Source organism: Mucilaginibacter kameinonensis, assembly GCF_003675385.1.
Lineage (GTDB): Bacteria > Bacteroidota > Bacteroidia > Sphingobacteriales > Sphingobacteriaceae > Mucilaginibacter > Mucilaginibacter kameinonensis.
Genome location: NZ_RCWZ01000007.1, coordinates 104,481 through 119,272 on the forward strand (window position 1 = coordinate 104,481; position 14,792 = coordinate 119,272).

A 14,792-nucleotide genomic window follows, 5' to 3' on the forward strand; every position below is an offset into this window, starting at 1 on the left:
TACTTTAACTTTTTATGTTACGTTTGTGCCATAGAAAACGTAAAGGTTAAAAAATAAATAACCATAACCATCCTAATTACCTATGATCAAATCGAACTTCCCCTGGATCGAATCGCCGTTTTTTTATAAGATCCTCGAGACAAAAAATCTAAGTGCCGAAGAAAAAAAATTGTGTATTGATTATCACGAAAATGGCTTTACGGCATTAAGCAACTTTTTCCCTGCCGACCTTATTGATAAAGTTCAACAAGAAACAGAAAACAAAGCTTTTGACACCAATTTTCCAATAAAAACGCATCGCACCAAAACCAGGGTCCAGGATTTTTGGGAGGTTTCAGAGCCTTGCAAAGATTTAGCTGCTTATCCCCCCCTGCTTAAATTGCTGGAAACTTTATATGGCAGGAAGCCTATCCCCTTTCAAACATTAAATTTTAGTGAGGGCACACAGCAACTTGCCCATTCTGATACTATACACTTTAGCTCGTTACCGGCCAAGTTTATGTGTGGTGTTTGGGTAGCACTGGAAGATATAAATGAAGAAAACGGCCCTCTATTTTACTACCCGGGTTCACACCGTTTACCTGAATACAATTTTGCTCAGATTAAAGAGAATGCCACCAGCAACAACTATGACAATTATAACGAATACGAAGACTTTATAGAAGAAATTATAAAGGTAAGCCCTTTTGAAAGGAAAATTTTTCACGCGAAAAAGGGTGATATGCTAATTTGGTCGAGCAATATCCTGCATGGCGGCATGCCGGTTTTAAAGGAAGGTTCATCAAGATGGTCGCAGGTAACGCATTACTTTTTTGAGGATTGCTACTACTACACCCCGATGCTAAGTAACATGGTTACCGATGAGCTTTTCTTAAGAAACAACATTACCAACATTGCAACCGGCGAAAAAGTTGTACCGAATTATAACGGTGAAAAAATTGATTATTTAAGGGTAAATAAAACCCAATATATATTTAACCCAACCCGGGATAAGAAAGCGCTGCTTAAGCTGTTATATAAAGCGGTATTCAAAAAGGAATAATGAATTAATAAAAAGGAAGTCGTTGCAGTAACTGCAACGACTTCCTTTTTATTAGGCGTTCACCTCGCCGTTGTAGTGTTGTCACCAACAAGTGTCCGGAAGATGAAATTATATCTTAAAAAAAGTATGTCATTGCGAGCGCAGCGTGGCAATCTCGTAGCTATTCAGGGCGGACATGCATTAGCTACGAGATTGCTTCGTCGTGCCTCCTCGCAATGACATGTTTTTTAGCGTTTTCATAATATTAAGCTTTCTCAAAATCAAATTACTTTCCCAAAAAATGATCGGCATAAACCTTTTCATCAAAACCAAAGAAAAGGAAACCGTTATCCTCAATAACAGGACGTTTGATCATACTGGTTTTTTGCTGTAATAATTGCAGCGCATCGGTATTTGTCTTGATGCTTTCTTTAACTGCCGGGTCAAGCTGTTTCCAGGTGAGGCCTTGTTTATTCATGAACTTTTCATAGCCTGCTTTAGTATCCCATTCCTGTAGCTTTTCGGTGCTTACACCAAGCTTTTTAAAATCCTGAAAATCGTAAGCTACCTTATTTTCTTTAAGCCAGTCGAGGGCCTTTTTTACTGTATTGCAATTGGTTATTCCGTAAACTTTCATGGGGTAAATTTACGGTTTAAACCAATAAGCCTGTAGTTATAAACTACAGACTTATTGGTTCGAAGTCCGGAGACTTTGAACAGCTTGTTAATAAATATCTGTTAACAATTATCCATTGCCACCGCTGCTGCTTTTGCCGCCGCCTTTGGTATCATCATTATTAATACCGCGTTGGTTCTTTTTAATATCGCTGCTCAGCTTACCAAACTTATAGTTAAGCCTGATAGCGAAATGGCGGTAGCGGTTATGATATAAAGATTCCTGATCGAAATCAACTGTGTGGGTAGTCGACCGGAAAGTACGGTACTTGCTGTATGGGTTGTTGGCTACTAAGGATACTGTCAGCTTTTTACTCAGGAACTCTTTTGAAACAACATAAGAGTTATAAATAAAATTGCTTGATTTACCCTGCAAGGTAACATCACCACTAAAGAAACCGGCATCCAAACCAACACGGTAGCCACCGTCAAACTTATAGCCGATGTTGGCGAAAGCGTTACCTGTATAGCCATCATTTTTATAAAACTGGCCGTTATAAGTACCTTTTAACCAGATGTGCGAAATTTGTCCGTTGATATTAACCGTAAACTTTTTAGTAATGGAAAGATTGGTATTCAAGTTTAATCCTAACGAGCGGTTACTTCCCAAATTCTGATATGTAGTAAAAGTAACTGTATCAATATGATCGCCCATGTTGTTTTGAATAAGGCTTGTTACATTCTGGATAGCATTATTGGAGAACGCATAACTTAAACCTACGTTGATAGATCCTTTTGAAAAATTGCTATAGTTCAATTCAAAAGTATTGTTCAACTCAGGTTTCAGATCGGGGTTACCGGTACTGATAAATTTGGGGTTCGATTTATCAATAAAAGGGTTCAACTGGTAAATACCCGGCCTTTGAATACGCTGAGTAAAGCCCAAACTAATGCTGCTGCTTTTCAGCGAACGCTGGATGGATACCGACGGAATAAGGTTGTTATAGTTTTTATCAAGCGGCGTACCTGTAAACACGGCATTTACCTGGGTATGCTCCAAACGTACACCTGCCTTGCCTGTCCACTTATCAAACTTTAACTGGTACGAGTTATAGGCACTGTACACATCCTGGTGATAATCAAACTCGCCCGTTTGTCCCGCGTTTACGTTGTACACCGAATTGGTTGAATCTTTATCCTCACGCCTGTAATCGCTGAAGTTATTACGGAGGATGACTTTACCCCCAGCCTCAATACTGATCTTTTTTAACGGATAGGCGTAGTCTAACTGAAATGTATGCTCGCGGTTACCGGCATTATTATACTGCCTGAAATCGGGCTGAAGGGCGTTATAATAATTAACCCTGTCCGAAAACTGGTTATCAGTAAAGTTTTTGCTTGGCCCGTAGCTGTATTTGTACGATAAAGTCAGCAACTCATCTTTATGTCCTTTAAAGCCCAGTTGGTAGTTGATAGACGCGTCGAGGCCCTGATCGTGATTGTAGCCGTTGCTCAACAGGTTATATCCCTGGGTAAGGGCGCCGGCAGCGTTTGTTTGAGCCGACCGCTGTGAACCATCCTGGTCAAATTCGCCATGAAAGTATTCAAACGAGCCTGTAAGTAAATTCAGGGTATCTATTTCATAGCTCAACTCGGCATTGGCATAGCGATATTTACCGCCAAACGAGTTTTCTCCCGTTTGCAGGATCTCTGATTCTGGATTAAAGAAAGTTTGTTTTATGCTTGATGTATTGGTATTACGTTTCTGATTACCAAAACCGGCATAACCCGAAACACCGAACTTACCTTGTTTGGCAGTCATGTTCAGGTTATAACCCGGCCCCCATACACTGTTGTATCGCATGTTGATACTACCGTTATAACCCTGATCGGCATTTTTTTTGGTAATGATATTAATGATACCAGCCAAACCTTCCGCATCATATTTAGCGGGTGGTGTTGTAATTACCTCTATTTTTTCGATGTTGGTAGCAGGCATCGCCTTCAATACGTCCGATGGATTTTTTGCCATCAATGCCGACTCTTTACCATTAATCAATATCTTGTATTTGCCGCTGCCTTTTAGCTTAATGTTATCGTCACCATCTACGGCTAAAAGTGGAACTTTACGCATCATATCCAATGCCGAAATGGCCTTGCTTTCAGGGTCGGCAGTTACGTCATAACTAAGGCGGTCAACCTCTTGCTTCATTACCGGCCTTACGGCAGTGATGGTTACCTCGTTTAGCTGCTTGTTTGATGTTGCTACCAAAATGCGTCCGGCATCAAACGTTTTACCAGTTATTTTTACAGGAAGTACTTTAGTTGCATATCCAACCGAAGCAACAACCAACTGATAAGTTTTACCTTCGGGTGCTTTCAGCTCAAAGCTGCCATCATCTTTGGCGAGTGTGCTTTTTACGGGCGCTTTGGTAGCGGCATCCTGCAAGGCCACCGTACCATACCCCAATGGCTTGTTGGCTGCCGAATCTATCACGATACCTTTAACCGTTATATTTTGAACAGGTGCCGGTGTTGCTGCCTGCCCCATCACCATGCCCGTGACACAACAGCATAGCACTGTTAGTAGAAATTGTTTCATAATTGCGATTTTGGTCATAAGACGTTTAAGATACCCGGGTGTGACAGCAAAAAATATGCGTTTAACACTTTTTAACGTTTGTTTCTGTCACCCAACGGGTTAATTGTATATTCTTTAATTGCGGCTTCCGCTGCTGGTATCATCGTTGTTAATACCACGTTGATTTTTCTTAATGCTACTGTTAAGCCTGCCAAATTTGTAGCTCAGGCTCACGTTAATGGTGCGATAAAAGTTGTTGTTAGCAGTGTAAGTATCAAAGTCAGGAGTTTTGGTATAGAAATCGAGTTTGTTGAATTTTTTGAAAGGATTGTTAACATTTACCGATAAGGTAGCCTTTTCCTTAAACATGGTTTTGGTTCCGCTGATGGAGCTGAAGAAGTAATAATTATCCTTTCCCTGCAGCAATACATAACGGCTGTCGTAACCTATGTTTACACCTGCGCGGTAACCGCCATCAAACTTGTAACTGGTATAAGTAAAAATATGCCCCTGGTTGCCGCTATTTTTGTACAACGAACCATTGTAGTAGCCCTTCAGCCAAACAAACAACAACTCGGCATTGATATTCACATTTAATTTAGACGTGATAGGATAATTGATGTTAGCATCAAAGCCCCAGTTTTTGTTGGAGCCCACGTTGTCGTAAGTGTTGGTAGTAACCCCGGCCGAATCAACCCGAGCCAGGTTTTGTACAGTATTATTGGCGAAAGAGTAATTGGTGCTCAGGTTAATAGAGCCCTTGGCAAAATTGCTGTACCCCAGTTCAAAGTTATTAGTAACCGCTGCCTTCAAATTAGGGTTACCCATGTTAACATACTGTGGGTTTGTCCTGTCGGTATAAGGGTTTAACTGGTAAATACCCGGGCGCTGGATCCGTTGGGTATAACCTAAGGTAAGGCTGCTGCTTTTTAACGAGCGTTGGATAGATACCGATGGTACAAGGTTATTATAATCCTGGTGAACGGTGCTGTTGGTGGTTGAAAAATCGGCATTTACTTTGGTGTGCTCCAATCGCAAGCCACCTTTAAAAGCCCATTTACTAAGCTTTACCGAGTATGAGTTATACAAGCTGTAAACATCCTGATTGTAGGTAAAATCATTGGTTTGGCTATCATCGGTTTTGTAGCTTCCGTCCGGTTGTTTCAGGTCGGTATAAAAGTTACTGTAGTTATCCCTTAAAATAATTTTACCACCTGCCTCAAGTGTTAATATTTTCCGTGGCTGAATATAATCGAGCTGGAAAGTATGTTGTTTTGAACCCGATTTGTTGTATTGCCTGTAATCGGTAGGTGCTTTACCAATAGAATCGGCAGCTACAGTAGCACCATTGTTTTGGCCATTATTATTGTTATTGTATTTATAAGATACGGTAAGCAACTGGTCTTTATACTTCCTGAAACCTATCTGGTAGTTCAAGCCTAAATCCGAACCATGAAAAGTGCTGGTTCCGGCATTGAATAAACGATAAAACTGGGTAACCGCGTCAACACTATCCTTAATGCTGGTAACCTGGTTGTTTTGCTGTTTACCTTTACCATCGTAAAAATCATACATACCTGTAATCAGGTTCAGGCTATCAATTTCATAGCTTAACTCGCCGCTGCCATAAACGTTATTGGCTCCGTTACCTCTTGTACCGGTCTGGCTAAGTGATGACGGCGGATGGTAAAAATTGCTGATGTTTTCGAAAGTTGATGTTTGCACAGGTCTGTGGTTGTATCCTGCATAGCCGGCAAAACCAAATTTCCCCTGCTTTACTGTTACGTTCACATTGGCACGCTCGCCAAAAACGCTGTTGTAACCGGTGTTGATGTTTACGTTGTAGCCCTGATCTGCATTCTTTTTGGTGATGATGTTGATGATACCCGCCAGACCTTCGGCATCATATTTTGCGGGCGGCGTGGTGATCACCTCTATCTTTTCGATATTGGCAGCCGGCATGGATTTCAATACATCTGATGGATTTTTCGCCATCATGGCCGACTCTTTACCGTTGATCAGGATCTTATAATTATCATTACCCCTGAGCTTAATATTGTCGCTTCCATCTACAGACAACAGCGGCACCTTACGGATCATATCCAAAGCTGTGATGGATTTACTTTCCGGATCAGCCTGTACATCATAGCTCAGGCGGTCAACCTCCTGTTTCATTACGGGCCTTACCGCGGTAACGGTAACCTCCTTCAATTGTTTGCTTGATGCCGAAAGCAGGATCCTGCCTGCGTTAAATGTATTACCGGTAGGTTTTACCGGGATGGTTTTAGTAGCGTAACCTATAAATACAGCTACCAACTGGTATGTTTTACCTTCGGGTGCTTTCAGTTCAAAACTACCGTCGTCTTTTGCCAGGGTGCTTTTTACAGGAGCTTTGGTAGCTGCATCCTGCAAGGCAACGGTAACATACCCCATGGGTTTGTTTATAACCGAATCAATGATAATACCTTTTACAATAATATTGGGAACTGCCGGAGCAGCGGGAGTTTTTGTTTGAGCAAATAAGAGCGTGGAAAAGCAACAGCAAAGTACCGTTAGTAAGATTTGTTTCATAAGGTTATTTAGGTTTACAAGACGTAAGAACATCATGCCGCGTTACATCGCGAATCATGATTTGAACGGGAATTTAACTAAAATATTAGTTTGTAACAGCCATGTTACTTATTGTAACGGGTCATGGTAAGTTCGGTACCGATGGTAGCAAAACTCTTCACCATTTCTATCGAGCGATCTATTAGTGCGGGAAGTTCGGGCTGTTCATCTTTATCAAAAGCACTAAGTACAAAATCAACCTGACGACCTTTGGGGTAATTATCGCCAATACCAAAACGCAACCGCGCATAGTTGCTATTGCCAAGCACTGCCTCAATATTTTTAAGGCCATTATGCCCGGCGGCACTGCCTTTAGGTTTTAAGCGCAGGGTACCCAGCGGCAGGGCAAGGTCATCCACAATAACCAAAACATTCTCAATCGGGATTTTAAGATCTTTCATCCAGTGGTTAAGGGCTTTACCACTCAGGTTCATGTAGGTAGTAGGTTTAATAAGGCAAAGGGTACGGCTTTTAAACGATACCTCGGTATAGTAAGCCAGGCGTGAGTTTTGAAACCTTGCTCCCTCCTGCTTAGCCAGTTCATCCAATACCATAAAACCTATATTGTGCCTGGTATCTGCATACTCCGGACCAATGTTTCCTAAACCTACAATTAAATATTTCATGCCCCCTAACCTCCGCTAATCAGCGGAGAAATTTGATTAATTATTATTGAACGGGCTTGGTTTTGGCTCCCCTCTTGAGAGGGGGCGCGTTGGGCGGTGCGGTAGCAGGGGTGTGTTATGCATTATGCTGAATAACACCCCCCTCCTCCCCTCTCAAGAGGGGAATCGCACAAGCCTACGCTTTTAAAAAAGCCTCGCCGTTTTCTATTTCAAAATAAACAAAAACAGCGATAAGTTTCCCTATCGCTGTTTTGATAATTTGCTAAGCAAAATTATTTTTTACCTTGAGCTGCTTCTTGCTCTGCCTGACGTAATGCACGTGAGGTAGTTACAGAAACAATGGTATCTTCTTTAGCGTTGGTGATAGTTAAGTTATCTAATTTAATATCAGATACTTTTACTGATTTACCAACTTCTAAAGACTCGATGCTTACTTCAATAGCATCAAGATGATCTTTAGGAAGCGCTTTGATACGCAGTTTCCTTAATTTTTGAACCAGTTTACCACCTACTTTTACACCTGGAGAAGTACCGGTTAATTTAACAGGGATTTCGATAGAGATAGGTTTTTTCTCGTCTAACAATAAAAAGTCAACGTGAGTGATTTTTTCAGTTAGTGGGTGGAACTGAATGTCCTGGATGATAGCTTGTGATTTAACACCAGCAATTTCAAGATCGATGAAATGAACAACCGGAGTGTAAACTACGGCTCTCAAATCAGCTGCGGACACATAGAAGTGGGTCTGGGTAGCACCACCATAAAGAACTGCAGGCACCTGGCCATTGTAACGCAGCTCTTTCGCGTCTCTTTTCCCTACGTTCTCTCTTAGAGAACCGCTAATAGCAATTGATTTCATTTTTATTTATTTGTTTATTTATTTAGTTCATGGTTCATAGATCATTGTTCTACTTTCCACAAAGCCTTTTTTAGTTCATGGTTCATAGATCATTGTTCATGGCCTAATTTCCCAATTACTTTATTCTTTTTTATTTTCCATGATAAATGTTCACTATGATCTATGAACCATCAACCATGAACTACCTACTACTCTACCTTAAACAAGGTACTTATCGAGCCGTGTTCGTTTACGTTGCTTATCGCTTTAGCAAACAATTCGGCAGTTGAAAGCACTTTTATTTTTGAGCTTTGCTGTTTCAGCGGTATAGTATCTGTAACTATCAGTTCGGTTAACGCCGAGTTTTCGATAGTTTCATAAGCTTTGCCTGATAATACCGGGTGTGTACAAACGGCGCGTACGCTGCGTGCACCACGCTCCATGATAAGTCCGGCTGCTTTTGCCAATGTACCTGCAGTATCGCAGATGTCGTCAATCAATACTATGTCCTGATCGGTAACATCACCTATCAGCGTCATGGCTTCAATTTCGTTAGCGCGTTTACGGCGTTTGTCGCAAATTACCACTTCAGCGTTAAAAAACTTGGCAAAGCTACGGGCCCTGTATGAACCGCCCATATCAGGCGATGCAATGGTAAGGTGACCTAAGCCAAGGCTTTTGATATAAGGCACAAAAATGATAGAAGCATCCAGGTGATCAACCGGAACATCAAAAAAGCCCTGAATTTGCGCTGCGTGCAAATCCATGGTCATGATACGGTTAATACCGGCTGCAACCAACAGGTTAGCTACCAGCTTTGCACCAATGGCAACACGTGGTTTATCTTTCCTGTCCTGACGGGCCAAACCAAAATAAGGTATAACGGCAGTTACATAATGAGCTGACGCACGACGGGCGGCATCAATCATCATGAGTAATTCCATTAAATTATCGGTAGGCTGATGGGTAGACTGGATCAGGAAAACATCACTCCCCCTTACAGATTCGTTAAAATGCGGCTGATATTCTCCATCGCTGAAACGCGATATTACAACTTCTCCTAATTCACGACCATATGCATCAGCTATCAGACGCGCAAGCTCCGGCGAGCCTGATCCTGTAAATAATTTAACCGGGTTAAATTGTAAGGGCATTTTCTTTGATTTTGAATTTCGGATGTTCGATTTCGGATTGATTACTCTGCCTTATTAAAATAAGGCCTTCCCGCTTCACAAACGCCTTAAAACACAATTCGGATTTCAAGTTTTCCAATCAGAATAAATCCGAAATTGAAAATCCGAAATCCGAATTTTTATTGTTGCCCGACCAGGATTCGAACCTAGACAAACGGTACCAAAAACCGTCGTACTACCATTATACTATCAGGCAATCTCCTTTGGTTTGTATTACTCCCCGAAAAGGAATGCAAATATAGCGCTAAGATTTGAAAGTCAAAATAGAATTTTAAAAAAATTCATTAACACCTCAAATACAGCAAAATAAAATTCAAATACGCTTCAAAAGCCCGTTTTTGATGGCAACATCCCAATAGTTTTGTTATTTTCGGCTGCATTAATCCTGTTTTTTATATAGCATTCAAACATGAATTACAAAAAACTCAACAATATATTTGGCTGGGTAGCCTTTATTATTGCCACAGTAACCTACATTTTAACCCTTGAGCCATCGTCAAGCTTTTGGGATTGCGGCGAGTTTATTGCCTGTATCTATCGCTTACAGGTAGCTCACCAGCCCGGTGCGCCCTTATTTACTATGATAGGCAAAGTATTCACCCTGTTATCTATGGGTGATAATACTAAAGTAGCTTATTGGGCCAACATGGCATCGGCACTGGCCAGCGGCGCTACCATTATGTTCCTGTTTTGGACCATTACCGCCCTTGCCAAAAAACTTTTAGTTAAAACAGAGGAGCAGCTTAATAATACCAACCTGATCCTGATCATTGGCTCGGGCCTTGTAGGTGCTTTGGCTTATGCCTGGTCGGATACTTTTTGGTTTTCGGCGGTGGAATCTGAAGTTTACGCGCAATCATCACTTTGCACCGCAGTAGTATTTTGGGCTATATTAAAGTGGGATGCCCACGCCGATGAACCTCATGCCAACAGATGGATAGTTTTTATCGCTTATGTAATGGGCCTTTCTATAGGCATCCACTTATTAAACCTGCTGGTGATACCTGCCATTGGCCTGGTGATCTATTTCCGTAAGGCTAAAAGCGTTACTACCAAAGGTACGCTACTTACCTTTTTGGCCAGTGTTGTGGCATTAGCATTTGTGCTTTGGGGAGTGATACAATACACCGTAAAAGGCGCGGCTTTTTCCGACCTGCTTTTTGTAAATACCCTGGGTATGGGCTTTGGCAGCGGCGCTGTGGTATTCTTTATTTTATTGATCATCACTATTGTAGCTGGTATTTATTACACCATAAACCCTATTAAACCTGCCATTATTTTAGCGGCGGTATGTTTTGTGCTGATATTAGGTATTAGCGGTGGCATTATTGGCCTTATAGTAAGCGTAGGTATTTTAGCCTTATTAGAGTATGGTGTAAAAATCCGCGAAAAGCGCTTTGCACTTAACAGCTTTTTAATCTGCCTGCTGTTTATCCTGTTTGGTTACAGCTCATTTGTGATGATTGTGGTACGTGCAAAAGCTAACCCCAACCTTAACAACAGCGACCCGGAAAATGCCTTCGCCCTGAACAGCTACCTTAACCGCGACCAGTACGGCGATACCCCATTATTGTACGGTCAGTTTTTTGATTCGGAAGCTACAGCACAAACCGAGGGTGCTAATATTTACCGTCGCGGAGCAACTAAATACGAGGTTGCCGGCAAAAAGCTGAATACCGTTTATGACCGCAATACCATATTCCCGCGTATGTTTAGCGATAAACCTGGTCACCCGGAATTTTACCGTGAATGGACAGGCCTTGGCGAAAGCGAGCATCCAACCTTCGGTTCAAACATTAACTTTTTTGCTAAATGGCAAATTAACCAGATGTACACCCGTTACTTCTTGTGGAACTTTGTTGGTCGTTCTAATGACCTTGACGGCCAAAGCCTTGGCTCCGGAGCCGATGGCGAGTGGATCAGCGGATGGGATTTCAGCAAGCCCCTTCCTTACTCGGTTACCGAAAGCAAAAGCTATAACCGCCTGTTCTTTTTACCGCTTATCATAGGCCTTTTTGGCGCGGTATTTCATTTTGCCCGCAATCAGCGCGAAGCAGGTGTTGTGGCCATCCTGTTTGTTTGCACCGGTTTAGCCATTGTACTTTACCTGAACCAGGACCCGCTGCAGCCTCGTGAGCGTGACTATGCTTATGCCGGCTCTTTCTATGCCTTTGCAATATGGATAGGTTTGGGCGTGATAGGTATTGCCGATGTGTTGAGTAAAAAACTTAACGCCAGGGTAAGCGCCATCATCTCAACAGTGGTTTGCCTTGTGGCTGCCCCTTTACTAATGGCTAACCAGGAATGGGATGATCATGACCGCTCCACCAAGCTTACGCCGCATGATATGGCTTATAACTATCTTAACTCATGCGCGCCAAACGCTATATTGTTTACTTATGGCGATAATGACACCTATCCGCTTTGGTACATTCAGGAGGTTGAAAACGTCCGTCCGGATGTGCGAATCGTAAACCTGAGCTTGCTGGGTACCGACTGGTACATCCGCGGTATGAAAAACAAGATGAATGAGTCGGAGCCATTGCCTATCAGCATGTCTAACGATAAGTTTAAACCCGGTGTACGCGACGTGATCTATTTCAACGACCAGAAGATTCCCGAAGCAACCGAACTAAAAGATGTTTTTGACTTCATCACTTCTGATAAAAAAGAAGCTATGGTTGAGTATAATAATGGTGATGTTGCCAACTATCTGCCAACCAACAAATTCAAATTAACGGTTAATGCCGATGAGGTTGTTAAAACCGGTACTGTTGCTGCTACCGATAAAGACAGGATAACACCTGAAATGGACTGGACATTTAACGGTCGTTACGTAACCAAAGATGTATTAGCCATGATGGATATCCTGACCCATAATGATTGGAAACGCCCGATTTATTTTTCGGTTACCGTGCCAAACAGCAACATGATTGGTTTGGATAAGTATATGTATAATGAAGGTTTTGCGTATCGTTTATTGCCGCTGAAACCGGATACAGCTGTTGGGCCGCTTGAAGCCAGCAATACCGGTAAAATGTACGAAAACATGATGACCAAATACAGGTGGGGCAATATGAAAAACGCCAGCTACCTTGATCATGAATCAATGACCATGTTTTACCCGCTTATCACCAGGCTTTACTCAACCCTGGCCGATGATCTGGCGAAAGCAGGTAAACCTGATTCGGCCCGTAAAGTGCTGAAGAAATATGATGAGGTAATGCCAACCACCATCAACTCGTTGGAGATTGCGGTACGCAAATATTACATGATCGAAAACGCTTACCGCCTAAACGACATTCCGTTAGGCAACAAACTGGCTAACCTGGTTGATGATTATGTAAACAATCAGCTTAATTACAGCTATGCCCTGTTGCAAAAAGGCGAAACAAACCTCGAAAACCGTGATCTGCAATATTCTATGCAGATATTAGGTGGCCTGGTTGAGTTTAGCAAGCAATACAAGCAACCGCAACTATTCAACAAATTCAATACACAACTGAGTGGCTTTGAAAAGAAATTTGGAGTGACAGGGAAGAGATAAGTTCTGTTCTTATATTTGAAATGCCCGCCTTAACTTAAAAGGCGGGCATTTTTGTTTAATAAATTTCTGGTTGAAGTTTAGCCAACAAAAAGCGTCATTGCGAGGCACGAAGCAATCGCAAACTGTACTGGGGATTTGCTTAGCCGCTCTACCAATCGGGGATTGCTTCGTACCTCGCAATGACGGGATGGTGAAGGATTGCCTTGACCAGTGCCTGTCGTTACAGTACCGTTTGTACACATTTTCCATTTTGCCAAACAGTGTGGCTTACCAAAATGCCGTTGTCATCCCAATTTTTAAACGAACCTTCCAGTTTGTTAAATTTTATAAAATATTCTTCAACTAATATTCCGCTGGGATAATTATATTCCCTTTGAATACCTCCTCTGTGCCCATCTGTAAATTCAGCTTCACCCACTAATACACCATCCTTATAGTCTTTAATTATTCCAGTTAAAGGTTCGTTCTGGTAATAATAAATTATATCACCGCCGGCATCAGTACCTTTTTGTTCAACATCCTCATAACTAACTATCAAGCTCATCCCTCTTATTTTATCGTGTTATTTTATTGGGTCGACGTTTAGAAAGCGCCTCCTTACTTTTCACCAGGTTCGTTTTGATAATTCTTTATGTTATTCAAATAGTGAAGTATATACCTTTTCTTTTTTTTGTTGAGCATCATCTTTTTTAACCGCTGATGATAGGCGTTTATAAACAAAAGCTCATTATCAATAAGGTAGCATGACAATATTTGAGGCCTGTTTATTTTAGATGATTCAAACTGCGCTTCTAACTTTTTTGTTTTCGCATTCCAAGCATATCTTACCAATGTTGAATCATTAACTATCATAGGCCCTCGTTTAGGATCAGCTACATAATGATCATATTCGGCGGTATCCTGAAATTGTTGATGATAAACAAACTTCATGACTAAAGGGTTGGTATGTTGAATGGTCGATTCCAGCCAAATTTCACGAATGCCCCATGGCGAAGGCTGTAACAAGTTTGAATTCATTAATTCATTTAATACAGGGATTAATTTATCGCCATCGTATTTATAAAAGAAAGAATTAAACCACCAAATACCCGAACCCTCATTAAATTCCATTCGCCGGTAAACTATACTTTCGCCATCCACATTTTTAAAGTATTGTACATTATCAGTATACCTGCTGTAGCCACTTTGCTTTGCTATTATTTTATTACCCTTAAAAAAATACAGTTCTGAGCTGTCGCAATGTCCCGCATCCCCTACTAATATTCCAAATTCGTCAAACTTGCTTTTCTTACCTCCAAAAGGATAATATTGCAAATAAACATTTCCTTTTTTAACAGAATCAAACAGTCCTTTCGATGTACAAGTGCTATCAACTTTCAGTTCGCCAAATATGCTTCTGGCATCAACTGGTTTTATCATCCCCTTACGTATGCAGCTTTTCAATAACGTGAAATCAGCATCAGACAGCACCCTGCTCATCGGCTCAGTAAAATTCTCAAAAACAGAATCAGCCCAAAAAGCAGCTTTATTAGCTAAAGGCTCAACAGGCAACCTACCCACGCTATCAAAAAAAGCAATAAGCTGCGGCTCGGTGTATTTAACCTCTACATATTCCTTTGCTTTTGCCTTAACCAATTTTTTAGGTGGCTTTTTATGTATCGGCTTGCTTTCATGATGGCAGCCCAATACCCCTAATAGAAGCACAAGGCACATCGCGTTGCTGATGATTTTGAAAGGATTAGGCATAAGCTGGCTTACAATTA

The 14,792-nt window shown here is 41.5% G+C and carries 10 protein-coding genes and 1 tRNA gene; 2 read left to right on the plus strand and 9 right to left on the minus strand.

The features are described 5' to 3' along the window. Window positions 1-82 precede the first annotated feature (82 nt). Window positions 83-1,042 carry a phytanoyl-CoA dioxygenase family protein gene (locus tag EAH55_RS28920; protein ID WP_121812744.1) on the plus strand — a complete coding sequence of 320 codons (960 nt, stop codon included), beginning with the start codon at window positions 83-85 and terminating at the stop codon, window positions 1,040-1,042. A 265-nt stretch (window positions 1,043-1,307) separates the two neighbouring features. On the opposite strand, the gene EAH55_RS28925 is transcribed toward EAH55_RS28920, so the two are convergent. The 7 genes from EAH55_RS28925 to EAH55_RS28955 form a co-directional block, all read right to left on the minus strand. Continuing rightward, window positions 1,308-1,658 carry a Spx/MgsR family RNA polymerase-binding regulatory protein gene (locus tag EAH55_RS28925; RefSeq protein WP_112572923.1) on the minus strand — a complete coding sequence of 117 codons (351 nt, stop codon included), beginning with the start codon at window positions 1,656-1,658 and terminating at the stop codon, window positions 1,308-1,310. A 108-nt stretch (window positions 1,659-1,766) separates the two neighbouring features. Next, the gene (locus EAH55_RS28930) at window positions 1,767-4,238 is read right to left on the minus strand and encodes a TonB-dependent receptor domain-containing protein (RefSeq protein WP_162997091.1); all 2,472 of its coding nucleotides are present in this window, start codon (window positions 4,236-4,238) and stop codon (window positions 1,767-1,769) included. A gap of 114 nt (window positions 4,239-4,352) precedes the next feature. Then, window positions 4,353-6,788 carry an outer membrane beta-barrel family protein gene (locus tag EAH55_RS28935; RefSeq protein WP_162997092.1) on the minus strand — a complete coding sequence of 812 codons (2,436 nt, stop codon included), beginning with the start codon at window positions 6,786-6,788 and terminating at the stop codon, window positions 4,353-4,355. A 104-nt stretch (window positions 6,789-6,892) separates the two neighbouring features. Further along, the gene (gene pth / locus EAH55_RS28940) at window positions 6,893-7,453 is read right to left on the minus strand and encodes an aminoacyl-tRNA hydrolase (protein ID WP_121812747.1); all 561 of its coding nucleotides are present in this window, start codon (window positions 7,451-7,453) and stop codon (window positions 6,893-6,895) included. 272 nt (window positions 7,454-7,725) lie between these two features. Further along, complete coding sequence (locus tag EAH55_RS28945; protein WP_112572915.1) at window positions 7,726-8,310, minus strand: 50S ribosomal protein L25/general stress protein Ctc; 585 nt, start codon at window positions 8,308-8,310, stop codon at window positions 7,726-7,728. Window positions 8,311-8,498: 188 nt separating this feature from the next. Beyond that, entirely contained in the window at window positions 8,499-9,443 is a 945-nt protein-coding gene (locus EAH55_RS28950; protein ID WP_112572913.1) for a ribose-phosphate pyrophosphokinase, read from the minus strand. Window positions 9,444-9,607: 164 nt separating this feature from the next. Beyond that, window positions 9,608-9,678: transfer RNA gene (locus EAH55_RS28955), tRNA-Gln, on the minus strand. A gap of 213 nt (window positions 9,679-9,891) precedes the next feature. Here EAH55_RS28955 and EAH55_RS28960 point away from each other — a divergent pair. Next, window positions 9,892-13,029 (plus strand): glycosyltransferase family 117 protein, encoded by a 3,138-nt coding sequence (locus tag EAH55_RS28960; protein ID WP_121812748.1) that lies wholly within the window; start codon window positions 9,892-9,894, stop codon window positions 13,027-13,029. 220 nt (window positions 13,030-13,249) lie between these two features. On the opposite strand, the gene EAH55_RS28965 is transcribed toward EAH55_RS28960, so the two are convergent. Both EAH55_RS28965 and EAH55_RS28970 read right to left on the minus strand, forming a co-directional pair. Further along, window positions 13,250-13,573, minus strand: coding sequence for a toxin-antitoxin system YwqK family antitoxin (locus EAH55_RS28965; RefSeq protein WP_121812749.1), 324 nt, complete (start codon window positions 13,571-13,573; stop codon window positions 13,250-13,252). A gap of 53 nt (window positions 13,574-13,626) precedes the next feature. Continuing rightward, complete coding sequence (locus EAH55_RS28970; protein ID WP_121812750.1) at window positions 13,627-14,775, minus strand: hypothetical protein; 1,149 nt, start codon at window positions 14,773-14,775, stop codon at window positions 13,627-13,629. Window positions 14,776-14,792 lie beyond the last annotated feature (17 nt).